This is a genomic window from Winogradskyella sp., assembly GCF_025210595.1.
Classification (GTDB): Bacteria; Bacteroidota; Bacteroidia; order Flavobacteriales; family Flavobacteriaceae; genus Winogradskyella.
Map to the genome: position 1 here is coordinate 1 of NZ_JAOARH010000029.1, position 25764 is coordinate 25764.

The 25764-nt window shown below is 30.2% G+C and carries 24 protein-coding genes, 1 tRNA gene and 1 pseudogene; 22 read left to right on the top strand and 4 right to left on the bottom strand.

From position 1 onward, the window contains the following. Positions 1-188 precede the first annotated feature (188 nt). The 8 genes from N4A42_RS02485 to N4A42_RS02520 all read left to right on the top strand — a co-directional run bounded on the left by N4A42_RS02485 (position 189) and on the right by N4A42_RS02520 (position 5595). Positions 189-776, top strand: a complete 588-nt coding sequence (locus N4A42_RS02485) for a hypothetical protein (RefSeq protein ID WP_294069396.1) — start codon at positions 189-191, stop codon at positions 774-776. A gap of 4 nt (positions 777-780) precedes the next feature. Further along, entirely contained in the window at positions 781-1287 is a 507-nt protein-coding gene (locus N4A42_RS02490; RefSeq protein WP_294069398.1) for a GNAT family N-acetyltransferase, read from the top strand. A gap of 119 nt (positions 1288-1406) precedes the next feature. After that, positions 1407-2291: a helix-turn-helix domain-containing protein gene (locus N4A42_RS02495; protein ID WP_294069400.1), complete on the top strand. Its 885-nt coding sequence runs from the start codon at positions 1407-1409 to the stop codon at positions 2289-2291. A 96-nt stretch (positions 2292-2387) separates the two neighbouring features. Further along, positions 2388-2885 carry a hypothetical protein gene (locus N4A42_RS02500; protein WP_294069402.1) on the top strand — a complete coding sequence of 166 codons (498 nt, stop codon included), beginning with the start codon at positions 2388-2390 and terminating at the stop codon, positions 2883-2885. A 28-nt stretch (positions 2886-2913) separates the two neighbouring features. Then, positions 2914-3117 (top strand): hypothetical protein, encoded by a 204-nt coding sequence (locus N4A42_RS02505; protein ID WP_294069404.1) that lies wholly within the window; start codon positions 2914-2916, stop codon positions 3115-3117. A 137-nt stretch (positions 3118-3254) separates the two neighbouring features. After that, on the top strand, positions 3255-3719 hold the full coding sequence (locus N4A42_RS02510; RefSeq protein ID WP_294069405.1) for a thioredoxin family protein: 465 nt from the start codon (positions 3255-3257) through the stop codon (positions 3717-3719). A gap of 11 nt (positions 3720-3730) precedes the next feature. Next, positions 3731-4768 carry a serine hydrolase gene (locus N4A42_RS02515; RefSeq protein WP_294069407.1) on the top strand — a complete coding sequence of 346 codons (1038 nt, stop codon included), beginning with the start codon at positions 3731-3733 and terminating at the stop codon, positions 4766-4768. Between the two features lie 278 nt (positions 4769-5046). Beyond that, positions 5047-5595: a hypothetical protein gene (locus N4A42_RS02520; RefSeq protein ID WP_294069409.1), complete on the top strand. Its 549-nt coding sequence runs from the start codon at positions 5047-5049 to the stop codon at positions 5593-5595. 24 nt (positions 5596-5619) lie between these two features. Here N4A42_RS02520 and N4A42_RS02525 read toward each other — a convergent pair whose 3' ends face one another. After that, positions 5620-6849, bottom strand: a complete 1230-nt coding sequence (locus N4A42_RS02525; protein ID WP_294069411.1) for a TlpA disulfide reductase family protein — start codon at positions 6847-6849, stop codon at positions 5620-5622. Positions 6850-6966: 117 nt separating this feature from the next. Between N4A42_RS02525 and pheT the strand changes: the two genes are divergently transcribed. From pheT to ribB, 10 genes are all read left to right on the top strand, one after another. Further along, complete coding sequence (gene pheT / locus N4A42_RS02530; RefSeq protein ID WP_294069414.1) at positions 6967-9393, top strand: phenylalanine--tRNA ligase subunit beta; 2427 nt, start codon at positions 6967-6969, stop codon at positions 9391-9393. A gap of 112 nt (positions 9394-9505) precedes the next feature. Continuing rightward, positions 9506-10246 (top strand): phosphatase PAP2 family protein, encoded by a 741-nt coding sequence (locus N4A42_RS02535; protein WP_294069416.1) that lies wholly within the window; start codon positions 9506-9508, stop codon positions 10244-10246. A 409-nt stretch (positions 10247-10655) separates the two neighbouring features. Then, the gene (locus N4A42_RS02540; RefSeq protein ID WP_294069418.1) at positions 10656-12188 is read left to right on the top strand and encodes a trypsin-like peptidase domain-containing protein; all 1533 of its coding nucleotides are present in this window, start codon (positions 10656-10658) and stop codon (positions 12186-12188) included. A 138-nt stretch (positions 12189-12326) separates the two neighbouring features. Beyond that, positions 12327-12827 (top strand): thiol peroxidase, encoded by a 501-nt coding sequence (tpx, locus tag N4A42_RS02545; protein ID WP_294069421.1) that lies wholly within the window; start codon positions 12327-12329, stop codon positions 12825-12827. Between the two features lie 9 nt (positions 12828-12836). Further along, a complete protein-coding gene (locus tag N4A42_RS02550; protein ID WP_294069424.1) occupies positions 12837-13205 on the top strand; it encodes a diacylglycerol kinase in 369 nt (122 codons plus the stop codon). A 70-nt stretch (positions 13206-13275) separates the two neighbouring features. Then, entirely contained in the window at positions 13276-14067 is a 792-nt protein-coding gene (locus N4A42_RS02555; protein WP_294069427.1) for a M15 family metallopeptidase, read from the top strand. Positions 14068-14099: 32 nt separating this feature from the next. Beyond that, positions 14100-16523 carry a DNA translocase FtsK gene (locus N4A42_RS02560; RefSeq protein WP_294069452.1) on the top strand — a complete coding sequence of 808 codons (2424 nt, stop codon included), beginning with the start codon at positions 14100-14102 and terminating at the stop codon, positions 16521-16523. A gap of 79 nt (positions 16524-16602) precedes the next feature. Continuing rightward, positions 16603-17244: an outer membrane lipoprotein carrier protein LolA gene (locus tag N4A42_RS02565; RefSeq protein WP_294069430.1), complete on the top strand. Its 642-nt coding sequence runs from the start codon at positions 16603-16605 to the stop codon at positions 17242-17244. 41 nt (positions 17245-17285) lie between these two features. Then, on the top strand, positions 17286-19265 hold the full coding sequence (locus N4A42_RS02570) for an LptF/LptG family permease (RefSeq protein WP_294069433.1): 1980 nt from the start codon (positions 17286-17288) through the stop codon (positions 19263-19265). Positions 19266-19303: 38 nt separating this feature from the next. Beyond that, complete coding sequence (ribB, locus tag N4A42_RS02575) at positions 19304-20437, top strand: 3,4-dihydroxy-2-butanone-4-phosphate synthase (protein ID WP_294069436.1); 1134 nt, start codon at positions 19304-19306, stop codon at positions 20435-20437. Here ribB and N4A42_RS02580 read toward each other — a convergent pair. The 3 genes from N4A42_RS02580 to N4A42_RS02590 all read right to left on the bottom strand — a co-directional run bounded on the left by N4A42_RS02580 (position 20434) and on the right by N4A42_RS02590 (position 22471). Continuing rightward, the gene (locus tag N4A42_RS02580; RefSeq protein WP_294069439.1) at positions 20434-21627 is read right to left on the bottom strand and encodes a DegT/DnrJ/EryC1/StrS aminotransferase family protein; all 1194 of its coding nucleotides are present in this window, start codon (positions 21625-21627) and stop codon (positions 20434-20436) included. The two genes, ribB and N4A42_RS02580, sit on opposite strands and share 4 nt — an antisense overlap. A gap of 64 nt (positions 21628-21691) precedes the next feature. Continuing rightward, positions 21692-22321 (bottom strand): NAD(P)H-dependent oxidoreductase, encoded by a 630-nt coding sequence (locus N4A42_RS02585; RefSeq protein WP_294069441.1) that lies wholly within the window; start codon positions 22319-22321, stop codon positions 21692-21694. Positions 22322-22386: 65 nt separating this feature from the next. Continuing rightward, positions 22387-22471: transfer RNA gene (locus N4A42_RS02590), tRNA-Ser, on the bottom strand. 169 nt (positions 22472-22640) lie between these two features. On the opposite strand from N4A42_RS02590, the gene N4A42_RS02595 reads away from it, so the two are divergent. The 4 genes and pseudogenes from N4A42_RS02595 to N4A42_RS02610 form a co-directional block, all read left to right on the top strand. Next, positions 22641-23420 (top strand): DUF3108 domain-containing protein, encoded by a 780-nt coding sequence (locus tag N4A42_RS02595; protein WP_294069443.1) that lies wholly within the window; start codon positions 22641-22643, stop codon positions 23418-23420. A 40-nt stretch (positions 23421-23460) separates the two neighbouring features. After that, positions 23461-23796, top strand: coding sequence for an FUSC family protein (locus N4A42_RS02600; RefSeq protein ID WP_294069446.1), 336 nt, complete (start codon positions 23461-23463; stop codon positions 23794-23796). A 149-nt stretch (positions 23797-23945) separates the two neighbouring features. Continuing rightward, positions 23946-24977 (top strand): M28 family metallopeptidase, encoded by a 1032-nt coding sequence (locus N4A42_RS02605; protein WP_294069449.1) that lies wholly within the window; start codon positions 23946-23948, stop codon positions 24975-24977. Between the two features lie 117 nt (positions 24978-25094). Then, positions 25095-25764 (top strand): annotated as a pseudogene (locus N4A42_RS02610) (peptidase); the annotation flags it as partial.

Sequence of the window (25764 nt, forward strand, 5' to 3'; positions counted from 1 at the left end):
ACCCACGCATCTAAAATAACAGAGACAATTGCAAACAATTTTAAAAAATGGAATAACCACAATTACTACGGATTCAACTACATCCAAAATCCACTAGAAATTGCTAAAGAAGTGTAGCCAAAAAATAGTAACTTTAAACCAGTAACTAGAGGATATAACAGATTAATGATGCATAATTCACATAAAATATGACACTCAAATCCGCTCCAATAGAAAAAGAAAAAAAATCTAAATTTTACTTGGAATTTGAGTCAATTACAAATGAAATAGTTAACTTTTCTAATAAGTTTAAGTTAGATTTAAAAGAAGATTTTAACAGCTATTTTTTGAATTTCGAAATAAATGGATCTTATGAAAATTCAGAAATAAAAATAAAAGGAGAAAGAAAGTTAATAAATGTATCATCAGGATTTATTCCAAAAGATTCTGTTTATCAAGAAATAATAGATTTCAAAACAAAGACATCGATTCAAAGTTTTAACAAAATAAGATTAGAACGAAAAAACTTATTCAGACTACTTTCTAACAAATTCACTAATAAAAAAAGCATAAAAATTAACGATAGATTTCAGATTGTTTCAAAGAACAAGAATTTGCTTAATAAAGTAGTTAAGATAACACCAGAACTTGAAAAATTGATTGATTATAAACTCAACAAACTTGAATTTAATGAAAATGGATTTATGAATTTAAGATTTCTAAAAATGATACGAACCGAAAAAGATTGGGATGAACTATTACTAACAATATTTAAAATAAAAAGACAAGTACGCTAGCAAAATGAAAATCATAGAAACAGAAAGAACAATAATGCGTAGGCTTACAAAAGAAGACGCAACCGATTTCTATAATTTAAATCTAGACGATGAAGTTTTAAAATATACAGGAGACCAACCATTTAAAAACTTACAGTCTTCAATTGAGTTTTTAACAAACTACGACCAATATGACAAATATGGAGTTGGACGACTTGCTGTTATTGACAAAACCACATTAAAATTTATTGGTTGGTGCGGACTTAAATATAGTCAAGAAAAAAACGAATTCGATATTGGGTTTAGGTTTTTTAAAAACTATTGGAACAAAGGTTATGCAACTGAGACCGCAAAAAAGTGTCTTGAATTTGGCTTCAATAAACTTAAAATTGAAACAATAGTTGGCAGAGCTATGAAAGAAAATATAGGCTCAATAAAAGTTCTAGAAAAAATAGGTATGAAATTTAAAGAGAATTTTGATTTTGATGGACAAGAAGGCGTTATTTATGAATTAAAAAATAGTGACAACTAATTACTAATACTCACCTACCATAAAAATTCTTTTTTATCTTTCTCTGGCTTGTTAATGTTTGCTAGATTAGTTTTACAAACATGTAACAATCACATAATGTTATGTTCAATTAAACACTTATGAAGGGTTATAAAAATATTACTTCATTATTAGATTCCATAAATGTTGGGAACTATCAAAAAAGCAATGAATTTCATGTTTTAAAATTTGAAGATCATTTAAATGAACTCCCTTTTAAAACCATCTCTAGAAAATGTGATTTTTTTCAAATCTTTTTCTCTAATCAATACAATGCTGATATTATCATAGATGATTCACCCTTTTCTTCAAAAGACAAAACACTTATTTCTTTTTTAGCACCTTTACAAACGCTAACTGTTGATGTAAAAAGTGTTGATACTATCTCAAATGGTTATATGCTGGTTTTTGATGTTTCATTTTTAAAAAATGGATTTTCTAATTTTGAATTGCAACAAAAATTTCCATACTTTAATTTAAACTACTCGCCTTTTTACTTTTTAAGTGAGAATCAATCTATTTTTAAAGAATTAATTGAAAAAATATATTCATTATTTCAGGATTTCGGTGACGAAAATGAAGAAATAATACGTTCGTATTTAAACATATTACTTTTTGAAGCTAGAAAATCATTTTTTGACGGAAGTATTAAAAATAGTTTAAAAACAAGAGCACATCAAATTGCTTTTTCTTTTGAAAGCCTTATTAGAAAACATTCGCACTCTAGACATACTTTAGATTTTTACGCAAACAAACTAAATATAAGCACAGTTTATTTATCAGAATGCGTAAAAAAAGTAAGAAATAAAACTGCTAAAAAAATAATAAGCGAATACATAATTTTAGAAGCCTCTACTTTATTATTACAATCATCAAACTCAATAGACCAAATTGCAGATAAACTTGGTTTTAGTGCAACTTCTAACTTTATCAATTTCTTTAAAAAACATACAAACCTTTCTCCGACAAGCTTTAGAAACCAATAAAAAACATAGTTTTCAATAATTATTCCCTCGTTTTTAGTATCATTAAGTAAGTATTGTCAAACTACTTTTGCAGCATCAATTTTAAAATATCAAAAGATGATTACTGTAAAATCAAAAAGAGACTTTAGATGGTTAATGATTACCTTTATTTCATTAATAGGACTATGCATTGTAGAATTATTTGAACAAATAACGTATGTAACAAACTGGTTAATAGGTGACATTGTCACTAATGCCGAAAATTTTAGAAAATTTCATCACGTAGTTGATGCTGGTGTTTTTCATTTTCCTACTTCAACAATTGTGATGATTGGATTTATATTTCTGGTAATTAAAAAATCTGGATTTATGACAAACCCAATTCAGAAAAAAATTGTTTGGAATGCTTTTATTGCATTTTTAATTACCTATGCTATTTCTGTGTACATTATTACAGCAATTAATGTTCCTGTTTTTAATGAAAATAGTGTTGCAGCAGAGCAAATTCCATCAAAGCTAAAATTATGGGGAATTTTAAACATTTTTAGAGTGATACTTCCTGCCTATGGAATTTATCAGCTTACTAAACTTTTCAAGTTAAAAGAAAGAGATTAAAAACTTAGAGATTAATTGAATACTGATTATGATTTTAGTTTTTAAAACAAACCTAAATGAAGATTTAGAAAATGCCACCAGAGAGATTCTATCTGAGTTTAAAGAAATTGATAAAATAGATTTTGATTTTGAAGATTGTGATAAAATTTTAAGGATTGTTACAAAACATAATATCGTTTCAAAAATTGAATCCTTATTAATGGAAAAAGGTATTTTTTGTAAAGAACTTTAAACTCTTATCCTTAGGCTATGCAAAACCAATGTGATTAATTTTAACAGCTCATCACAAAAAAACAACAACTGGGTAAGCAAAATTAAATGGATTGATTTTCATTACTGAATTTTGTATTGCAAAACTTACTATTATAAATGAAAATAACAGATAATACACTAACACCTGTAAAATCAAAAACTCATCCGTTTTGGAGATGGTTTTGGCTTACTTTTCTTGTAGTTTCTCTCGTTTATGCTTGGTACTCATTTTATGTTCCTTCTAACCATATAAAATGGAATAATGAAATTACTTCTGTTGAAAAACTCAATAACAATTCTGGCAAAGAAACAATCTTATTTTTCACCGGAAAATGGTGTGTGCCTTGCAGAATTATGAAACGTAAAGTTTTTGCAGATAAGGAAGTTGAAAATATTATCAATTCACAATTTACACCTGTTATGATTGATATAGACAATCCAAACACAAAAGCACTTGTAAAACACTATAATGTTAATGCTACACCAACAACAATCATTGTTGATTCACAAGGAAAAATGCTTAATTACGCAAGTGGAAAGATTGAAAAAAGTGAATTCCTTCAAATGCTAAAAAATTTATAATACAATAAATAATGAATAAAGTGAAAACAAAAATGATTATACGATTTATATTACTTTTTGGCACGCTAGTTTCAATGTACTTCATTCCTTGGCCATTAATTAAAGCCAGATTAGCCGCTTTACCTAATACTGCTCAAGAACAAGTAGATAAAGCAGCTGACTATGGCTTTGATGGAATTATTGTTTATGTAGATAATAAGGAAAATGAACCCAAATTTTATACCTCTGGTTACAAAAACAGAGAAAGCAAAACACCAACCGACCCAAACTCGCTATTCAAAATAGCAAGTGTTGGTAAATTATATACCGCTCTTGCCATTACCAAATTAGCCTATCAAGATCGAATCTCTTTAGATAAAACGCTAGACTATTATTTTCCAGAACTTACTGGGCGAATAGAAAATATGGATAAAATTACGGTAAGAATGTTAGTGCAACATCGTAGTGGTATTCCTGATTATACTAGATTTAATGATTATTGGTCTCATCCTAAAGAAACTGATAAAGAACGATTAGAGTTGGTACTTGACAAACCTGCTCACTTTAAGCCTAATAAAAAATTTAAGTACAGTAACACGAATTATCTATTGCTTTCAAAAATTATTGAGAAAATTACTGGTGAAGTAAAATTTAACTTCATTCAAAAAGAGATTTTAGAACCCTTAAATCTAAAAAACACATACGGATCTATTAAAGATGTTAATTTAGATGATGTAATGAGTGGGTATTATGTTGGGTATGAATTCGACTTAAAAGCAGATGATAACGGTTTAATGCTAGCAACAGCAGAAGATTTGGGAGCATTTATTCGAGCCTTAAATAACGGATCCGTTTTCAAAAATAAAGAAGAACAAACGCTTTATGAGTCTCTTTACAAATACGAACATACAGGTATGATACCTGGTTTTCAAACTATTGCTAAATATCACGAAGATATTGATACCGTAATAATTCAGTTTACAAATACCACAAACTTTAATGGCTATAATTGGAGCTTATCTGAAATAATGTACAAGCGAATTTTAAGAATTATAAAAAAGGAAAATTAACCCTAACACAATACCTAATTAATAATTGTTTGAGTAAAAAACCACAAGTATATATAATTCCTTCAAAAGGTTTTTATCATTTCCTTTAAAGGAATTCATCTACCATTATGTTTTATGGAGCACGCTATTAGCTTGTTTTTTTCGTACTTTAGATACTACCAATTAGCCACAAACACTCAACTGTACATAGTGTATTGTTATTTATAATGCAGAGTATTCAAAAAATATAAAGCAAACTGAATTAAAAAAAGGAATTTCATTAACCAAATATTTAAAAAATGATAAAATACAACATAAGAGAAGAGTACATTGATGAATATGTAAAAAGAGAAACAAAAAAGAAAATGAGAATTAGCTCAATTACCTTAGTAATTTTTCTCATTGCAATGTTTGCTTTTACTTCCTCTTATGGTGTACATAAAATTTTAATGCCTCCACTAAGTATTGTCTTCTTAATAATTTTAGGAATAATTTATGCATCTAGTTTATCACAAATTAAAAACATAATAGGCTTAACTTACTTCGTATTTTCAGATGAATCAATTTCTAGATTATTAGATAAAGAAAAATTAAACTTAATGAATAAAGTTGGTGTATCAAGAAACGAACACAGATACGGAGTTAAGTTCAATCAGACTATAAAATTTAACGAAATTGAATCTACCTCAATCACTTCAAATGAAATTATAATTAAATCTAAAAATTATGACTTTTTCACATCTAATGGAAAAATTTCAATACCAAAAGAAATTGAAAATTACGAGGTTATTAAATCTGAAATAATAAACAATTCAGATAAATATAAGTTAACACAGACTAATGTATAAAACTAGAAAAAAATAGCTTTACTATCATTCTACTAACAACTCAGCTACAAAATTTTCAAACTCAGTCTTAAACTCAATATATTTTTCTCCAGTAGCTGGTCCATTAAAACCTGTATGTATTTTACGCACTTTTCCTTTTTTATCTATAAAAATAGATGTTGGATAAGACAACACATGGTTGAGCATTGGTAGTTTTTCTTGCGCCTTTTCTTTATTAGAAGTACCATATTGTGCTAAAAGCACAGGATATTCTATACCAACGTCTGCCATTAATCGGTCTATACGACTAAAAGCTGTTTCTTTGTCTTTGGCATATTCAAACGCTAAGGCTATAAACTCTAGGTCTTTATCTTTATGCGTTTTATAATACTCAGCATAGTACTTACTTTCGTCTAAACAGTTAGGACACCAAGTTCCCATAATCTGCACAATCACAACCTTATCTTTAAATCTATCGTCTTTAAGACCTACCAATTCATCTGAAGTATTCGGAAACACAAAATCAATACTATCATAACCTTCCTTTAAATATGTAAGCGTATTAGCACTTGGCAATTGATAATCTTTATTACGTTTAGCTATAAATGGTTCTTTCCAGTGGTTACCAGAATAAAAAGTGCCTTCCATTGTAGAGTCAGAGACTTTTGCAGTAAACAAAAAGGCATGTGCACCATCAAAAGTAGAGAGCTTCATTTGGTCTCCATCTACTACTCCTTCAAGATAGCGGTAATCGCCTGTTGTTGTTCTAAAAGTGCCTGTTACTTTGTTCCCTTGTTGCTTAAAAACACCTTTGGCTATATACTCATCGCCTTCAACACCTTTACTAAAAACGGTTTCCCAAATACCTGAAACATCTTGACTGGCATCTTTATTAACCATAAATCGCTTATCATTATCATACTCAATCGTAATCGGTACAACACGATTTAAACTCTCTTTTATAAAGCTACCTTTTAAATTATCACCTTCAAAAGTGGTAGCAATATAGCCTTCAAATACAGGTGTGGTTATAAAAACAGAATCATTACGGTATTTAATTTCATCTACTTCAATCACTTCATCTGCATTATATATTTTCAGTTTATCTTTAGATTCAACCTCAAAGACAAAAGGCAATTGTTGGTTATCCTTAGTTTGCAAAACCGCTCGGTAAGTTCCGGTTTTTAACTGGTTTTCTTTTGCTGTTTCTACTTTAGATTCATTCTTACAAGAAAACATTAACAGGGTTACCAAAAAGCCGAGAATATATCGCATAATAATTTGAGTTTATATAAAGTTCGAAATAACAACAAATACCTTACATAAAAAAGCAAAGTTCGTATTTCATTTGCCACAAGTATTTTTATCTTTGTGGCTTGAATAAAACAGCACATGAAGATATCATACAACTGGCTTAAACAGTTTATTAAGATAGATTGGAATGCCGAGAAAACTGGCGAATTACTAACAGATCTTGGTTTAGAAATTGAAGGCATTGAACGTTACGAATCTGTAAAAGGAGGACTAAAAGGGATTGTTGTTGGTGAGGTTTTAACCTGTACACAACACCCAAATGCAGATCGTTTAAAAGTAACTACAGTTAATATTGGTGAAGAACAACCAGTACAAATTGTTTGTGGTGCACCAAACGTAGCTGCTGGTCAAAAAGTGCCTGTTGCAACCATTGGCACAACTCTATATTCTGCCGAAGGAGAAGCTTGGAAGATAAAAAAAGGTAAAATTCGTGGTGAAGAAAGCTTCGGTATGATATGCGCTGAGGACGAACTTGGCCTTGGTGAATCTCACGATGGTATTATGGTACTAAATGCTGACTTAAAAGTTGGTACTCCTGCTTCTGAAGTTTTTGAAGTTGAAAATGATGATATTTTTGAAATTGGTTTAACACCAAATCGTGCAGATGCTATGAGCCATTATGGTGTGGCTAGAGATCTTAAAGCTGGTCTGTTACAAAAAGACGTTAACTTAGAGTTAATATCACCTTCTGTAATGTCTTACCACGTAGACACAAGATCTTTAAAAATAGATGTTGATGTACAGAATAAAGAAAAGTGTCCGCGTTATTGTGGTGTTACCATTTCTGGTGTAAAAGTTGAAGCTTCACCAAATTGGTTGCAACATCGTTTAAAATCTATTGGTTTGGCTCCTATTAATAATATTGTAGACATTACTAATTATGTACTACATGAGCTTGGACAGCCTTTGCATGCTTTTGATGCTAATAAAGTAACTGGAAACAAAATTGAAGTTAAAACCTGTAAAGCTGGCACAAAGTTTACCACATTAGATGAAGTTGAAAGAGAACTACATGAGGACGATCTAATGATTTGCGATGCAGAAAAACCAATGTGTATTGCTGGTGTATTTGGCGGAATAGATTCTGGCGTTACAGAAGCAACAACAAATATCTTCTTAGAAAGTGCGTATTTTGACCCTGTTAGTGTTAGAAAAACTGCTAAACGTCATGGTTTAAACACAGATGCATCTTTTAGATTTGAAAGAGGAATAGATCCTAACTTTACCAAATATGCCTTAAAGCGTGCTGCTTTAATGATTGTAGAAATTGCTGGTGGTGAAATTACTAGCGATATTTCTGATGCTTATCCTACCAAGATTGAAGATTTTCAAGTTGTATTGAGTTTTGAAAATGCAAAAAAACTGATTGGTGAAGAAATTCCGAGAGAAACCATAAAAAGCATTTTAACGTCATTAGAAATCAAAGTTAATAATGTTACAGAAACAGGTTTAGGACTTACTGTACCTGCTTTTAGGAATGATGTACAACGCGAAGCTGATATTATTGAAGAAATATTGAGAGTTTATGGTTATAACAATATAAAAACCACAGAAAAGTTAAACGCTTCTATCTCTAACTCGTCTCGTTTTGAAGATTATAAACTTCAAAACGTAATTGGCAATCAACTTGCTGCTCAAGGGTTCTTTGAGATTATGGCTAACTCATTAACATCACCTAAATATGTTGAATTGAGTGAGGATTTAAGCGCAGATCATAATGTTAAAATGCTAAATCCTTTAAGTAACGATTTAGAAGTAATGCGTCAATCACTATTGTTTTCTGGTTTAGAAGCTATATCTCATAACATCAATAGAAAACGAAGTGATTTAAAATTGTTTGAGTTTGGTAAAACGTACCATCAGTATTCTGATACACGAGAAGAGCACAAACATCTATCACTATTTGTTTCTGGAAACAAAACTGAAGAACGTTGGAACACTACTGTTACTCCTAGTGATTTCTTTTACTTAAAAGGAACTATTGAAACAGTTTTACAACGTTTAGGTCTTAACCGATTAAAATCTTCACCTACAAAATCTAGCATACTAAGTGAAGGTATGAGCTTTTCTTTAGGTAAAAAGAAACTTGTAGATTTTGGGTTGGTAAAAAAATCGGTTTTAAAACACTTTGGAATTTCTCAAAATGTACTTTTTGCAGATTTTAATTGGGACAATGTGCTAGAGATGGCACAACACAATAAAATTAAGTTTACTGAAATCCCTAAGTATCCTGAAGTTCGTAGAGATTTTGCTTTACTTTTAGATAATAACGTAACGTTTGAAGATATATTTACCATCTCTAAACAAACTGAAAAACAGTTACTAAAAAGTATTAATTTATTCGACGTTTATGAAGGTAAAAATCTACCAGCTGGTAAAAAGAGTTATGCCGTAAGTTTTACATTACAAGACGAAAACAAAACGCTTACCGATAAACAGATTGATAAGATAATGAACAAGCTTCAATCTAACTTTGAAAATAAACTTGGTGCTGAATTACGCTAAAATCATATTAAAAAAATTCGCTCTTTTTGTTTTAAGCTTATTTTTTAGTCTCTCTAGTTTTTCTCAAATTAATGAATTCAAAAAAACTAAAGACACATCTAATGTTTGGCAGATGCTTAAGCAAGACACAAAGCTTACCGCTAAGGGTGTTGCATATAGTTTTACTAAGCCACTTCATTGGCAGAAAAAAGATTTTGAAACATTAGGTACTTTGTTATTTGGTTCTGCTTCTTTAAGTTTTGCTGACAAACCTGTTCGGGTCTTTTTTAAGAATAACACTAATGATTTCCCTAAGATTATTAGGGATTTTGGATGGTATTTTGGGAGTCCACAAAATTATTTTATTGCAAATGCTGGACTGTACGGTTTTGGATTATTTACTAAAAATGAGAAGATAAGAAGAACAAGCATTCTAATAATTACCTCTTCTATAACAACAGGATTAATTCAAACTTTTTCAAAAAATGCAATTGGTAGAGCCCGACCAAGTTCTGGCAATTATCTAGATTTTAAACCATTTGCTAATAGCTCTAGATATAGATCATTTCCCTCAGGACATACTGTATTATCTATTACAATGGCTCATTCTATAGCAAAGCAATTTAAAAATACTTGGACAAAAATAGGTATCTATACAATAGGTGCTATACCTCCAATTTCTAGACTTGTAGATGATGCACACTGGTTAACAGATATAGCTTTTAGTACAGTTCTAAGCATCATAGTTGTTGATAGTGTCGATAAATTTTTATTTAAAGAAAACACATTTGATATAATAAAACCTAATAAAAATAAAGTTACATGGAACTTTACTTTTTCAGGTAATCAAATAGGATTTGTTGGTAGGTTTTAATAGTTATTTAATGACTATTTTGGCTCTTCATCTTAGAAATCTCTAAAAGTATCTCCACAAAATCAAACGTCAAAAAAAAACCAATCAAATAGAAAACACCAAAGCATTATATATTTATAAAGGTTGCCATTTACAATGATTCATTTTGTAGTACTAAAAACTTAAATAATGTCGCAATCTATTGGGTTATAAAAACTAAAATTATGGTAATAACTATAGATTAACTTTGAAAATAAATTGATACTGATTTGAGATAGTGATTAACAGATCTATATGCAATGCAGTTAATCTAAATAAAATACTTTTTAACAAATTCTAAATGAATTAAGAATAATTAATTTACATATACTTGAGTAAAAAAAGAGATAATATTATATTGCTTACAAATTAATCAAACTGTCCATCAATTATGAAAAAAATTTTCATTTTTCTATTAGTCGTACCTATTTTATTTAACAATTGTGCGTCTATTTTGAACGGCAAAGTTCAAAAAAACATTTCTGTAAGAACAAAAAATTCGAAATCTGTTGTTTATGTCAATGACACAAAGCAAGGTTCAGGTCGATCAGTTAAATCTAAGATGAAGAGAGATGGAGGCGTAAAACAAATACGTATTGAGACAGAAGGTTATAAAGATCAATATATTGTTCATTATCAAAATCAAAAATCACCTTTACATATTTTATCTTGGGTGCCTTTTGGTGTTTTATTTTATCCTCCTTTTACAGATTATGGCATTAAAAGTTTTAATTATAAAAAAGAGGTTAGTGTTAGAGAAAAACTAATTCCTATTAAAATTAAAAATGAAGATGATAAATATCTATTTGTTTCAAATACAGCTTTTGATATTGACGAAGAGAATTTAAAAGTTAGAAAAATTAGACATCGTTCTTTAAAAAAGAATAAGAAAAACAAATTTAAAGAAGTAGATTCAAATAGTGATAAGCTGAATTTTGACAATTCAATTTTTACAGATGCACTCAATGAAATTCTGGTTAATTATAAATACACAGATACTACAAACACTATTTTTAAAAGTAAAACCAATTCAGCATACCTTAGTGCTACAATTAAAGAATTAGACCTTCAACATGTCTATCAGTCAGCAGCAAGAAGATATATGAGCTTTGTTAAAGCAGAGGTTACAATAGAATGGGAATTTCAAGACATTTATAAGCAAACAAAGTATGAAAAGAAATACAAGTCTCTTTCCGGAGAGTTTTCTTATAATTATTATTCTTCAGATGCAGTTACTCTAGCTGTGAAAGATGCTATATCAGCCTCTTTCTTAAAGTTTATATCAAGCAATCAAGTTAAAAAGCTATTAAAAAAAGGAAAACAACAAGAAAGTAAATTAGATATTATAAACCTAAAAAAAGGCAATACTATACAAAGCCTTCCTGATGCTATAAATTCTTCTGTAACCGTAAAAGTTAAAGAAGGTCACGGAAGTGGATTCAAAATTAGTAATGACGGTTATATTATAACTAATTTTCACGTAGTAGCAAGTTCTAAAGATGACATTAATATCATCTTCAAAGACGGCTCTGAATTAAAAGCCAAATTAATTCGTCAAAATGAAGAATTAGATCTAGCTCTTTTAAAAGTTGATACTTCTTTTGATGTACATTTTAATATCCCTAATGAAAAAAGCTACACTATTGGTGAAGATATATTTGCAATTGGTACACCAAAAACAATTGAGTTAGGACAAACTTTAAGTAAAGGAATTATTTCTGGAGAAAGAAGTAATCAAGAAGTTCAACTTATTCAAACTGATGCTAGTGTAAATAATGGTAATAGTGGAGGCCCTTTAATTAATAATAAAGGAGACTTACTTGGTGTTGTTAATGCTAAATTATCTGGATTTGGAGTAGAAGGCCTTGGTTTTGCAATTCCTGCTGAGTTAATACTTAAAGCTCTTTCAATATCCTTTGAGTAATTAATTCATAATAGATTAAAAAAGAGGTCATTTAAAAATCAATTTTTAAATGACCTCTTTTTAATTATATTTTAGACAAACATTATTCATTAAAATCTAGAATATATTTAAATTTAACATTCAAAAAACAAAATTATTATGGCTAATATAACACTAGGCGGAACACCTATAGAAACCATTGGAAGCCTACCAGAAGTTGGTAGTAAAGCGCCAGATTTTAAACTTACAAATACCGAATTAAAAGATAAATCTATTTCAGACTATAAAGGCTATAGATTAGTACTAAATATCTTTCCAAGTATAGATACTGGCACATGTGCACAATCGGTAAGAACATTTAACGAAAAAGCCAATCAAATAGAAAATACCAAAGTATTATGTATTTCTAAAGATTTACCTTTTGCTATGGCTCGTTTTTGTGGTGCTGAAGGCTTAGATAATGTTATAAATTTATCTGATTATAAAACAGGTAAATTTGGTAATGACTATGGGCTAACCTTTACTAATGGAGCTTTAGAAACACTTTTATCGCGTTGTATTGTTGTTATTGATACTGATGGTACTATTATATATACAGAGCAAGTTTCTGAAATTGCTGACGAGCCAAATTATACTAATGCATTAAATAGCTTATCTTAAAAAAGATATATGCAGAAAAAAGAACCTTTTGTTATTAATAGACTTAAAAGTGTAGGTTTTGCCTTTAAAGGCATGATTATTTTACTAAAAACTGAGTCTAGTATTAAAATACAAGCGGTTATAGCTATTGTTATAACTTTTGCTGGTTTTTACTACGAAATATCAACAACAGAGTGGATAGCCCAAATTGCAATGATAGGATTAGTAATGAGTATTGAAGGTGTTAATACTGCTGTAGAATATATTGCAGATTTTATTCACCCAGAGCATCATCCAAAAATTGGGCTCATTAAAGACATTTCTGCAGGTGCTGTTTTTATTGCTTCAATTGTAGCTGTAATCATTGCTGGAATTATTTACATTCCAAAGATTTTTTAAATAACAAACGTATTACAGAAAGCGTTATAAATTTGGTTCAAACCCAATATTAGTTATATCACAAATTAAAATGAAGCAACTTACACTAATATTTATTTTAAGCTTAATTATGTTAAGTTGTCAAAATAGGTCTAAAAACACTTCTACTCCAATTACAACAAAAACAGAAATTGAAGTTGTTAGCCAACCTGTAGTAAATATGCATTTAGAAGATACTTTAAGCATTACCAAAAATTTTGTTTTAGGAAAGTTTAATTATAAAGTCGATTCTACCTTTGTTAAGGTAGATTTAAAACACGCAACTAAAGAAATATTTATTAATACAATGGCTTACAAAGCCTTTTTAAGAATGGCGGATTCTGCTAAAAAGGAAGGCATTGATTTAAAAATACTATCTGGAACACGAAATTATTATGAACAAAAAACCATTTGGGAACGAAAATGGAAAAAATACAACAACTTAAATCCTATTGATAGATCTAAGAAAATATTAGAATATAGTTCTATGCCAAGTACATCTAGGCATCATTGGGGAACAGATATAGATTTGAATAGTTTAAATAATTCGTATTTTAACACCGGAAAAGGCTTAAGTGTATATAAATGGTTAAAATCTAATGCGAATAGGTTTGGATTTTATCAGGTATATACCAATAAAAAAACTAATGGCAGAACAGGTTATAATGAAGAAAAATGGCATTGGTCTTATTTACCTTTAGCAAGTAAATATTTAGAATATTACAATTCTAATATAGAAGCAAAAGATATTTCAGGATTTGAAGGCTCTGAACTAGCAGACAAGTTAAATGTCATAAAAGAATATGCCAATGGCATTTCTATAAAAGCAAAAGATTATAAATAAATTTGAAATTTCCATTTATATGGAAAGTAAGTATGGCAAAAAAGACAACTAAAAAAAGAAATACAACCAAAACAAAGTCTAAAACGAAGGCAAGAATTAAAAAACCTTCTTTTAAACTATCTAATCAGCAAAAACTTATTTTCGGAAGTTTACTGATTATTCTGGGTATATTACTTTTTACTTCATTCTTATCATTCATTTTTACAGGTAAAGAAGATCAAAGTGCTTTAAGCAATTTTCCAGAGCGTTCAGATGCTTATAAAAATTGGGCAAGTCAATTAGGTGCATGGATTAGCGAACTCTTTATCAGTAAAGGCTTTGGTATTCCATCATTTATTTTTTCAGGTTTAATTTTTCTTTCAGGTATTTATGTTAGCCTTAATCTTAAAAAAACTAAACTTAGAAAACATTGGATTTGGGGAACATTAATTGTAATCTGGTTTTCTATTTTCTTTGGCTTCTTTACGCATAAATATGATAGCCTTGGTGGCACTATTGGTTTTGAAATGAATCATTTCTTTCAAGACTATATTGGTAAAATAGGCACTGCTCTATTATTATTATTTGGTCTTATAGCTTATTTAGCACTAAGATTTAAGGTTACTGGAGATACGTTTGTTAAATTATTTAGTAGTGCAAAGAGCGAATTTAAAGACGATATGGCTTCAGATTCTGAAAATGAATCACAACCCGTAATTATTGACAATAGCTTAACCGAAGAAGCTGAAGCTATAAAATCTGCGTTCGAAATTCCGTTAGAAAAAACAGAGCCTACAATAAACAAGCATTCAAAACCTAATCTTAAAACTGAAACATTAAATATTGAAGTTGACAATAAACCTAAAGAAGAAACTATTGATACTCCAGAATTAGAAGTTGAAGTTGAAACCATTGCTGAAGAAAAATCTGAAACCGATAATCTGGCAGATAAACTTGTGGAAAATTTTGGTCAATTCGATCCTACTCTAGAATTGAGTAACTACCAATTTCCACATTTAGATTTATTAAAAAAATACGACAACGAAGGTATATCTATAGATCAAGAAGAACTCGAAGAAAACAAAAACAGAATTGTTGAAACACTTCTTAATTATAAAATTGGCATTAGTAGTATAAAAGCTACCATAGGACCTACAGTAACTCTTTATGAAATTGTACCAGAAGCAGGTATCAGAATTTCTAAAATTAAAAATTTAGAGGATGATATTGCGCTATCACTTGCTGCACTTGGCATTAGAATCATTGCACCTATTCCAGGTAAAGGTACAATAGGTATAGAAGTACCTAATAAAAAGGCAAAAATTGTATCTATGCGTTCTGTTATTGCCTCTAAAAAGTTTCAGCAATCACAAATGCAATTACCAATTGCTTTTGGTAAAACCATTAGTAACGAAACCTTTGTTGTAGATTTAGCTAAGATGCCACACTTACTTATGGCTGGTGCTACAGGACAAGGTAAATCTGTTGGTTTAAATGCCGTATTAACCTCGTTGTTATATAAAAAGCATCCTGCAGAAGTTAAATTTGTACTTGTAGATCCTAAAAAGGTAGAATTAACATTATTCAATAAAATAGAACGTCATTACTTGGCTAAATTACCAGATAGTGAAGATGCAATCATAACAGACAATACTAAAGTTATTAATACGCTTAACTCACTTTGTATTGAAATGGACAATCGTTACGAAATGCTAAAAAATGCTTTTTGTAGAAATATCGCTGAGTACAACAAAAAGTTTAAGGAGAGAAAACTAAACCCAAATGACGGTCATAAATTTTTACCTTACATCGTATTAGTTGTTGATGAGTTTGCCGATTTAATAATGACAGCTGGTAAAGAAGTAGAAACGCCAATTGCCAGATTGGCACAATTAGCACGTGCTATTGGTATACACCTCATCATTGCTACACAGCGTCCTTCTGTAAATGTAATTACAGGTATTATAAAAGCTAATTTTCCAGCACGTATTGCTTTTAGAGTTACTAGTAAAATCGATTCACGCACCATTTTAGACGGTGCTGGTGCAGACCAACTTATTGGTAGAGGTGATATGTTATATACCCAAGGTAACGATTTAATACGTTTGCAATGTGCTTTTGTTGACACGCCAGAAGTTGAAAAGATTACAGAATTTATAGGTTCACAAAAAGCATATCCAGATGCACATTTACTGCCAGAATACGTCGGTGAAGAAGGTGGCACAAATCTTGATATAGACATATCGGACAGAGACAAATTGTTTAGAGAAGCTGCCGAAATTATTGTAACAGCACAACAAGGTTCGGCTTCTTTATTACAACGGAAACTAAAATTAGGTTATAATAGAGCCGGTAGAATTATTGATCAATTAGAAGCTGCAGGCATTGTTGGTTCTTTTGAAGGTAGTAAAGCAAGGCAAGTATTAGTACCTGATTTAGTAGCTTTGGATCAATTATTAGAAAGCGAAAAATCATAACGTCAATAACTTTACAGTAGAAAAATTTAGTAAATAAAAACTATAGCTATAGAATAGCATTAAATTATAAAAATTAAACATGAAAAAATTATTTTTAATAGCATTTATTACTCTCGGAATTACAAGTTTTGCTCAAAATGATGCCAAAGCAGAAGCGTTATTAACAGAAGTTAGTAGCAAGATAAAAAGCTATGATAATGTGAGCTTAGATTTTAAATACGAACTAAACAATGTTAGCGAAAATATTAAACAAGAAACTCGAGGAGATGTTGTTATTGAAGGAGAAAAATACAAACTGAACATTTTAGGAATTACTAGAATCTATGATGGTAAAACCTTATACACCATAAGTCCTGAAGATGAAGAAGTAACCATTTCTTCAGACAATACAGATGAAGAAGGCACCATTACACCTAGTGAAATGCTATCTTTTTATGAAGATGGTTATACCTTTAAGATGGATATTACTCAAAATGTAAAAGGTAGAAAAATTCAGTATGTAAAATTAATTCCTATGGATGCCAATTCTGAAATAAAACATGTGCTTTTAGGTATAGACGCTACAACAAAACACATTTACAATCTTATAGAAGTTGGTAAAAACGGAACAAAAACAACATTAACTGTTAATTCTTTTAAAACCGACCAGCCTATCTCAAAAACCTTGTTTACTTTTGACGAAAGTAAATATGAAGATTACTTTATCAATAGAATTGATTAAAGTTTAATTTTAAAAAAGATGATCGCACTCGCGACTACTCTATGAAAATACTAGATAGGTACATTCTTATCACATTTTTAAGGACGTTTTTTAGCGTCTTTATTATATTCATGTTCATCTTTGTACTACAAGGTGTCTGGCTTTATATTGCTGAACTTGCTGGTAAAAAGTTAGACATATCTGTTACGGCAAAATTTATTTTGTATTATATGCCAAAGCTTATTCCTTTGGTTGTACCGCTAACCATTTTGCTTTCATCTATAATGGTGTTTGGAAATTTTGCAGAAAACTATGAGTTTGCTGCAATGAAATCTACCGGAATTTCCTTGCAACGTGCTATGCGAAGTCTTAGTGTTTTTATTGTTGCTCTTGGTATTGGATGCTTCTTTTTTGCAAACAATGTTATTCCTTGGGGAGAATATAATTTTTACAACTTAAGACGAAATATTGCAAAAGTAAAACCTGCATTAGCAATTGCAGAAGGCCAATTTAACGAGATAGGTAATATTAATATAAAAGTTGATAAAAAAACTGGTGACCGAGGGCAGTTTCTTGAAGGTGTTATTATTCACGACAAAAACAATGTAAAAAATGGCAATTACAAAGTCATTATATCCGAAAAGGGAGAATTAAAAAGTAGTGAAGATTCTAATATTCTTCAATTAGAACTTATAAATGGTAATTATTATGAAGAAATTGTAAATAGAGATGCTCGTAAAAATGTAAACAAACCACATGCTAAAAGCTACTTTGACAATTACATTTTTAATGTTGATTTAGAGATTCTTAACAATGATGATTTAGACGAAAAAAATTATAAAGGTCGTCATAACATGTTAACTATCAATCAACTTAATTATGCTATTGATAGTTTAAAAGGCCAACAACAAAAAGATTATAAAATTTTATCCAATACACTTTATAGTCGTTCTACTTATGCTGCACTTAACCTAAATATAAATACTGATAAAGATTCATTGTATACAGGTAATGTCTTAGATCTTTTTCCTGTAAGTAAAAAAACCCAAATTGTGAATCTTGCACTTAACTCTGCCAATAGTACAAAACAGATTATAGATTCTAACCAAAATAACTTTGAAAAAAAATCTATTCATTTAAAGAAACACATCATAGCTTTTCATGACAAATTTGTTCTAGCAATTGCGTGTATTATCTTATTTTTTGTTGGTGCACCTCTAGGAGCTTTAATCCGTAAAGGTGGTTTAGGCTTACCTATAGTTGTGGCCATTGTACTATTTTTAACGTATCATTTCTTCGGGATTTTCGCTAAAAACAGTGCCGAAAAAGGTGGTTTTAATCCTATTATAGGCTCATGGCTTTCTACAGCAGTAATGCTTCCTTTAAGTATTTATTTAACTACTAGAGCCACAAATGATAAAGGAGTTTTTCAATTTGATGCTATAATTGTTCCTCTAAAACGATTATTCACACCTAAAAACAAATTACAACTTTCTGAGAGCGAAACTAAATCCTATAACTATTACAAAAAGTATTCAATAGAAGAATTAGTAAATATCATAAAAAAGCAAGATGATTATGATTTAGACAAAAAACCTAAAAAAATTGCTTTACACAACTTATTAAATAGAAATATTGCCTTAGAAAGCTTAGTAAAAGAAGGGCTAGAAGTTAATGAAAAAATTATAGAGGGTAAACGCTTATTGCAAGACTATAAAGATTATTCTAAGACTAGTTTAGTAAGTTTTATTATAGGTGGTGCTTTATTAGGATTACATTTTATCTGCAAAAACAACAAATTACCAGAAATAGCCGAAGCATCGCTTAGTCTAAGCATCATTGCATTTGTTTTCTTTACAATTTATGTAGTTGTTGATGCTTATGTATATTCTAAATTCTATAAAACTATTGATGAAAAAGGTAAGCGCATTAATCCAATTGTGCTTATTCTATCGCTTCCACTCTATCCATTAAAATATTTAATTCTTAGAAATAAGATTGATAACGACTTCTACCAAAGTTGTATTCAGAACATAAAATAAACGTATCTTAGCCTCACAAATTTTGTAGTGATTATTATATGGAAACAAAGACCAGATTAAATACTATTGAAGAAGCCATTAACGACATTCGCCAAGGCAAAGTAATCATTGTTGTAGATGATGAAAATCGTGAAAATGAAGGTGACTTTATAGCAGCAGCAGAAAAAGTAACGCCAGAGATGATTAACTTTATGGCTAGACATGGAAGAGGGTTAATCTGTGCTCCATTAACTGAAGACAGATGCGATGAGCTTGAGCTAAACATGATGGTAAGAAACAACACAGATCCTATGGAAACTGCCTTTACAGTATCGGTAGATTTAAGAGGAAATGGTGTTAGTACTGGTATTTCTGCAAGCGATAGAGCAAAAACTATAAAAGCACTTGTAAAAAAAGACACTCGTCCTTTTGAGTTGGCCAGACCAGGTCATATTTTTCCTTTAGTTGCTAAAGAAGGTGGAGTTTTAAGGCGTACAGGACATACAGAAGCAGCTATTGACTTTGCACGTTTAGCTGGTTTTGAACCAGCTGGAGTTATCGTAGAAATAATGAACGAAGATGGCTCTATGGCACGCTTACCTCAACTTATGGAAGTCGCTGAAAGATTTGATTTAAAAATAGTTTCTATTGAAGATCTTGTAGCCTATCGTATGGAATACGATTCTTTAATTGAGAAAAAAGAAGATTTCGATATACAAACACGCTTTGGTAAATTTAGATTAAGGGCTTATTTACAAACAACTAATAACCAAGTACATATTGCTTTAACTAAAGGTAATTGGTCTTCTGGTGATTCTATACTTACTAGAGTTAACGCCACATTAGTTAACAACGATATTTTAGGAACCTTAACTAATAATGCCGATAAAAAATTAGATAACATGTTTAATGTTATTAATACTGAAGGCAAGGGAGCTATAATTTTTATTAATCAGCAAGCACAGTCCATGAATTTGCTTTCGCGTTTATCTGTATTAAAAGAAAACCAAATAGAAGGTAAATTGGTAAAAGCACCTAGAATACAAATGGACTCTAAGGATTTTGGAATTGGAGCTCAAATATTACATGACTTAAAAATAAGTAAGCTCAAACTCCTGTCAAACAGCCTTCAAACAAAACGTGTTGGTATGATAGGCTATGGCTTAGAGATTGTTGAGTATGTAAATTATTAAATACTCTCTTTTATAATTTTAACCATTTTTTGAGCACGTGCTCTTACCTCTTCTTCGGTCCAGGATAATTTAATAAGACATGAAATATTACGTGCTATATATGCATCTGACTGTGTAAAGGTTTTTGTTTGTAGGTACTTTAAGCCTTCTTTTACTTCTTGCGAAATCGGGAATAAAGATTTAAGGTCTTTAAGGTGATCCCATTTTCTTATGTAATGCCAATTATTATCGTAATAATGAAAACAAGCATCTAAACCATGTTCTTTAAACTTAACAGAAACTTTTCTTGCAGTATCTAAATCTGGCAAAAAGAAATTTAAAAAGGCATAACTTTCTTCACCTCCTTCTGGCACAGTTCTAAAAGTAACTTCAGGGAGTTGAGAAAGCGCTTCTCTAATAATAGAATAATTTCTTTTTTGAATATCTATAAACTCTGGCAAACGTCTTACTTGAGCCAAACCTACAGCAGCATTTAACTCAGAAACTCTAAAGTTATAGCCTAAAAACGGATGTGTTTCTGCTCCTCTATCATTACCAATATGGTCATGACCATGATCTGAAAAATGATCTGCATTAATATAGTATTCTTTATTATTAGTAACTACTGCTCCACCTTCACCACAGGTTATTGTTTTTACAAAATCGAAAGAAAAGCAACCCAAATCAGCAATACTTCCTAGAGGTTTTCCTTTGTAACTTCCACCTATGGCTTGACAAGCATCTTCAACAAATATTAAGTTATGTGTATTACAAATTTCTCTAAGAGCATCCATATTACCCATACTACCACACATCTGCACAAGCATCACTGCTTTTGTTTTTGAGGTAACGGCTGATTCTACAGCTTTTGGGTCTAAGGTTAATGTATCATCAATATCTACTAGTACAGGTATAGCACCAAGCATCATTATTGCTTCAAAACTTGCCACAAAAGTGAATGTTGGCATTATAACCTCATCACCAGCTCCTATTCCGGCTGAAGCTAATGCAACAGATACTGCAGCTGTGCCACTAGACACCAACTGAACATAATTAGAGTGAAATGTTTTAGAAAGTTCAGCTTCTAATTCTTTAGCTTTCCAGTGTCCTTTGCGCATGCCATCAAAACCATAACGCATTAAAACACCATTATCTAAAACATCATTAACTTCTTTACGTTCTAAATCACTAAATAATTCAAATCCTGGCATAAACTTATTTGTTAAAATATCTCTAACAAATATAAACTTTTGAATTACTTTTCAGAAGGGTATTTTATAATTCTATAATAGTTTCTGATATAGGTTTTCTTACTTTTTTAAGTTCAGCAAACATATCGTCTTTTGCCCTATATCCTATAGGCAGCATTAAGACTGATTGTAAACCATATTTATCTAGATTTAAAACTTTATCTACCTCTGTTGGTACAAAGCCTTCCATAGGACAACCATCTATACCTTCTACAGCACAAACAGTCATTAAATTTCCTAAAGCAATATAAGCTTGCCTTGTGGCCCAATCTACTTTTTTATCTAATGACATATTATTAATTGTAGTCTTCATTCCATTTTTAAATGGTTCTAGGATACTATCTGGAGTATTTCTTACATTTTTAACAGTATTAAAATGCTCATCTACATCACTATCATTTATATCGTTTTTAATACAAAGTATTAGCAAATGAGATGCATCTGCAACTTGTCGTTGTCCATAAGAATGCTCAATCAATTGCTCTCGTATTTCTTTATCTTCTACAATCACCATTTTTAATGTTTGTAAACCAAAAGAAAGTGCGGTTAGATTAAACGCTTCTTTAATTATTTGAAGTTGGTCTTTGGAAAGTGTTTTTGAAGCATCGAACTTCTTTGTGGCATAGCGCCACTTTAATTTATCTATTATAGACATCTTAGGTTTTTTACACAAAGATATAGTATAAACAAAAAAGAGTTCCTTAAAAAAGGAACTCTTTGCGGAGAAAGAGGGATTCGAACCCCCGGAGGTGTGACCCTCGCTGGTTTTCAAGACCAGTGCATTCGACCACTCTGCCATTTCTCCGAATGCGGATGCAAATATAAAACCCTTTTTGATCTAGCCAAAGATTTTTTAATAGTTTTTTTATAAAATTTAATATCTGATTGAAAATAAAATTAGTAACATTAAATTAAGCATCGTATTTTCGGCACAATATATGTTAGTGTAACGTTATTATCTCAAATCAATCTCTATGAAATATTACATTTTAGCACTCTCGCTTTTTTCAAGTGTTTTAATGATGGCACAAAATAAAACTATTGCTTTTGGTGAAAAACTTGTTTTTTCAGCATCTTATAACATGTCTGGCTTGTTAACTGATATTGCAGAAGTAAAGATGGAAACAAGTGAAGTTAAAACATCTAAGAGTACTTTAATGCGATTAAAATGTACTGCTGCAACCTATAAAGAATGGGATAATTTTTTTAAAATTAGAGATTTATACGAAAGCTACGTAAACCCAAAAACTTTAACACCTTACCTTTATAAAAGAGATATTAGCGAAGGTGGTTATTATAAGTTTATGCAGTACAAGTATAACCACAAAGCCAAATTGGTAAAGAGTTTAAAACGCAAAAAAAGAAAAGACGGTGACATTTGGGAGGAGAAAAAAAATGTAAAAATAAAACCCTCTACTAAAGATATTGTAAGCACCTTATATTACATTAGAAGTTTAGATATACATAAAGCTAATCCTGGCGACCAACAAGACTTTACTGTACTTTTTGATAATAAAGAATCTACCATAACACTAAAATATATCGGCAAGGAAACCATATCCACAAAAATTGGAAAAAAAGAATGCTATAAACTAGCAATATCTATAAAAGGTAGTGATCTATTAAAAGGTAATGATTCTAATTTATTATGGTTAACGGCTGATGCAAATAAAATTCCTGTATATGCAAAATTTAAAATTCCGGTTGGCAATGGAGAATTAAAAATTAAATCTGTAGAAGGATTAAAGCATTAAAAATTAAGATTCAAAAAATATAATAAAGTAAAGAAATAGAATGAAAAAACTATTTATCATTTTAGGGTTTATAGCAGCAATCTTAGCTGTAATTTTAACAGTAACACCATTTTCTAATTTAGCAATAGCACCAATTATAGTGGGCTTTATTTGTGGATTAACACTAGTATTCATTTCAAAAAAAGAAAAACATAAAACAAAGACTATTCAGTATATTTTTTTAATGATAATCATTGCTTTGGTTTTAACAATATACAAAAGCGTCTACTACACTTCAGAAGTTGGTGATATTAAACAATTAGAACAACGCGATGAAGAAAACCTAGAGGATTCTAAAGAAATTCTTGAGGATTTAGATATAGATGAAGATTTATAGTGAAAAATGATTTGTAATAAAATAAATTATTACACACTTTTAACTTACTTTTACGCAAATCAATTAGTTAGACAAAAAACATCTTATTCTCTTCTCCTAAATATTTAGGAACAAACAAATTAGAGATATTGCTTAAATAACGTTATTTCATGAAAGTATTAGTTGCATCTGCACTTATTCTTGTTGGTTCGTGTGCTACACTTAGGCATAGTAAAAAAATCGAAAATCTTAAAAACAGTATTTCTTACGATAATGAAAGTATTGTTACGCAATATCTAAATACCATAAACACAGAAGACTTAAAATCTCATGTTGAAGAAATTTCTTCAGACAAGTACCAAGGCCGAATGACAGGTGAAAAAGGGCACAATGATGTGTGCAACTATATTAGAAGCTATTATGACTCATTAAACATAAAAGCACCTGAATCTCATCCAGATTATTATCAAAAAGTTCCTAAAGAAGCCTTACCAGACGATTTAAATGAATCTCAAAATGTTATAGCCTATATTGAAGGATCAGAGTTTCCTAATGAATATATATACATTACCGCACACTCAGATCATGAGGGTATTGTTGAAGGTAAAATATATCCTGGAGCAGACGATAATGGTTCTGGTACAGCTGCTGTATTTGAAATGGCTGAAGCTTTTAAAAAAGCCGCGAATGATGGCTATAGACCAAAACGCAGTGTTGTATTTTTGCATGTTACTGCCGAAGAAGTTGGACTTCACGGCTCTCGCTACTATACAGACAATCCAATATTTCCTATAGAAAACACGGTAAGTACTTTAAATATAGATATGATTGGTCGTGTAGATAAAAGGCATAAAGACAACGAAGATTATATATATGTTATTGGAGCTGATCGTATCAGTACAGAGCTTCATTTTATAATTCAAGAGGCTAATTCTAGTTTTGTAAACCTTAATTTAGACTACAAGTATAATGAAGAAAATGATCACAATCGTTATTATTACAGGTCAGATCATTACAATTTTGCACTAAAAAACATTCCTGTTGTATTCTTTTTTAATGGCGAGCATGAAGATTATACAAAACCTACAGATACACCAGATAAAATTAATTATCCGCTTTTGGCTAAACGCACAAAACTAATTTTTTCTACAGCATGGTATTTGGCTAACTCGCCAAATCGTTTAAAAAGCGAAATCATTTAGTTTTAAAGTCCCCTAAAAGAAAAATAGCCTTAACGTATTGCTGTCAGCAATTTTTGTAATTTTACCCTTTAACCATATAATATATTGGTTAAATCATTAACACACAATTAAATTGAAATGAAAAAGTTATTATTATTGTTTTGCTTAACCGCAATAATTGTTGGTTGTGGTTCATCAACGTCATCTAAAAGCAATTCTTCAATGCAAATGAATGAAGCAAAAAAAGTAGATCCTACTAAATATGCTTCTACAATTACTAAAGAAGAATTAAAAGAAATGCTCTATAAATATGCTTCAGATGAATTTGAAGGAAGAGAGACAGGCGAAAAGGGACAAAAAGTGGCTGTAGAATATTTAAAAACTCAATACAAAGCCTTAAATATACCTTCACCTCTAGGAAATGATGATTATTTTCAAGAAGTCGCTTTAGAAAAGCAAAGTGTATCTGAAGCAAAAATCACAGTAAACGGAACAGCTTTTAAAAGTTTTGATGACCATATTGTTTTAAGAGCTTCTGGTAATATTGAGATTTCTGTTTCTGAAATTGTTTATGTAGGCTACGGAATTGATGCAGATAACTATTCAGATTACAAGAATTTAGATGTAAAAAATAAAATAGTTTTAGCTAAAGCTGGAGAACCTAAAGATGCCGACGGCAATTATATAACTTCAGGAAATAAAGAAGATACAAAATGGTCCAATGGTCGTCAATCATTATCAAGTAAAAGAGAAGCTGCAAAAGCAAATGGCGCTAAAGGACTTATTTACTTAGACAGTAATTTATTTA

Coding starts and splice junctions, on each gene's coding strand:
- N4A42_RS02485 (WP_294069396.1), top strand. CDS start 189: ATGACACTCAAATCCGCTCCAATAGAAAAAGAAAAAAAATCTAAATTT.
- N4A42_RS02490 (WP_294069398.1), top strand. CDS start 781: ATGAAAATCATAGAAACAGAAAGAACAATAATGCGTAGGCTTACAAAA.
- N4A42_RS02495 (WP_294069400.1), top strand. CDS start 1,407: ATGAAGGGTTATAAAAATATTACTTCATTATTAGATTCCATAAATGTT.
- N4A42_RS02500 (WP_294069402.1), top strand. CDS start 2,388: ATGATTACTGTAAAATCAAAAAGAGACTTTAGATGGTTAATGATTACC.
- N4A42_RS02505 (WP_294069404.1), top strand. CDS start 2,914: ATGATTTTAGTTTTTAAAACAAACCTAAATGAAGATTTAGAAAATGCC.
- N4A42_RS02510 (WP_294069405.1), top strand. CDS start 3,255: ATGAAAATAACAGATAATACACTAACACCTGTAAAATCAAAAACTCAT.
- N4A42_RS02515 (WP_294069407.1), top strand. CDS start 3,731: ATGAATAAAGTGAAAACAAAAATGATTATACGATTTATATTACTTTTT.
- N4A42_RS02520 (WP_294069409.1), top strand. CDS start 5,047: ATGATAAAATACAACATAAGAGAAGAGTACATTGATGAATATGTAAAA.
- N4A42_RS02525 (WP_294069411.1), bottom strand. CDS start 6,849: ATGCGATATATTCTCGGCTTTTTGGTAACCCTGTTAATGTTTTCTTGT.
- pheT (WP_294069414.1), top strand. CDS start 6,967: ATGAAGATATCATACAACTGGCTTAAACAGTTTATTAAGATAGATTGG.
- N4A42_RS02535 (WP_294069416.1), top strand. CDS start 9,506: ATGCTTAAGCAAGACACAAAGCTTACCGCTAAGGGTGTTGCATATAGT.
- N4A42_RS02540 (WP_294069418.1), top strand. CDS start 10,656: ATGAAAAAAATTTTCATTTTTCTATTAGTCGTACCTATTTTATTTAAC.
- tpx (WP_294069421.1), top strand. CDS start 12,327: ATGGCTAATATAACACTAGGCGGAACACCTATAGAAACCATTGGAAGC.
- N4A42_RS02550 (WP_294069424.1), top strand. CDS start 12,837: ATGCAGAAAAAAGAACCTTTTGTTATTAATAGACTTAAAAGTGTAGGT.
- N4A42_RS02555 (WP_294069427.1), top strand. CDS start 13,276: ATGAAGCAACTTACACTAATATTTATTTTAAGCTTAATTATGTTAAGT.
- N4A42_RS02560 (WP_294069452.1), top strand. CDS start 14,100: ATGGCAAAAAAGACAACTAAAAAAAGAAATACAACCAAAACAAAGTCT.
- N4A42_RS02565 (WP_294069430.1), top strand. CDS start 16,603: ATGAAAAAATTATTTTTAATAGCATTTATTACTCTCGGAATTACAAGT.
- N4A42_RS02570 (WP_294069433.1), top strand. CDS start 17,286: ATGAAAATACTAGATAGGTACATTCTTATCACATTTTTAAGGACGTTT.
- ribB (WP_294069436.1), top strand. CDS start 19,304: ATGGAAACAAAGACCAGATTAAATACTATTGAAGAAGCCATTAACGAC.
- N4A42_RS02580 (WP_294069439.1), bottom strand. CDS start 21,627: ATGCCAGGATTTGAATTATTTAGTGATTTAGAACGTAAAGAAGTTAAT.
- N4A42_RS02585 (WP_294069441.1), bottom strand. CDS start 22,321: ATGTCTATAATAGATAAATTAAAGTGGCGCTATGCCACAAAGAAGTTC.
- N4A42_RS02595 (WP_294069443.1), top strand. CDS start 22,641: ATGAAATATTACATTTTAGCACTCTCGCTTTTTTCAAGTGTTTTAATG.
- N4A42_RS02600 (WP_294069446.1), top strand. CDS start 23,461: ATGAAAAAACTATTTATCATTTTAGGGTTTATAGCAGCAATCTTAGCT.
- N4A42_RS02605 (WP_294069449.1), top strand. CDS start 23,946: ATGAAAGTATTAGTTGCATCTGCACTTATTCTTGTTGGTTCGTGTGCT.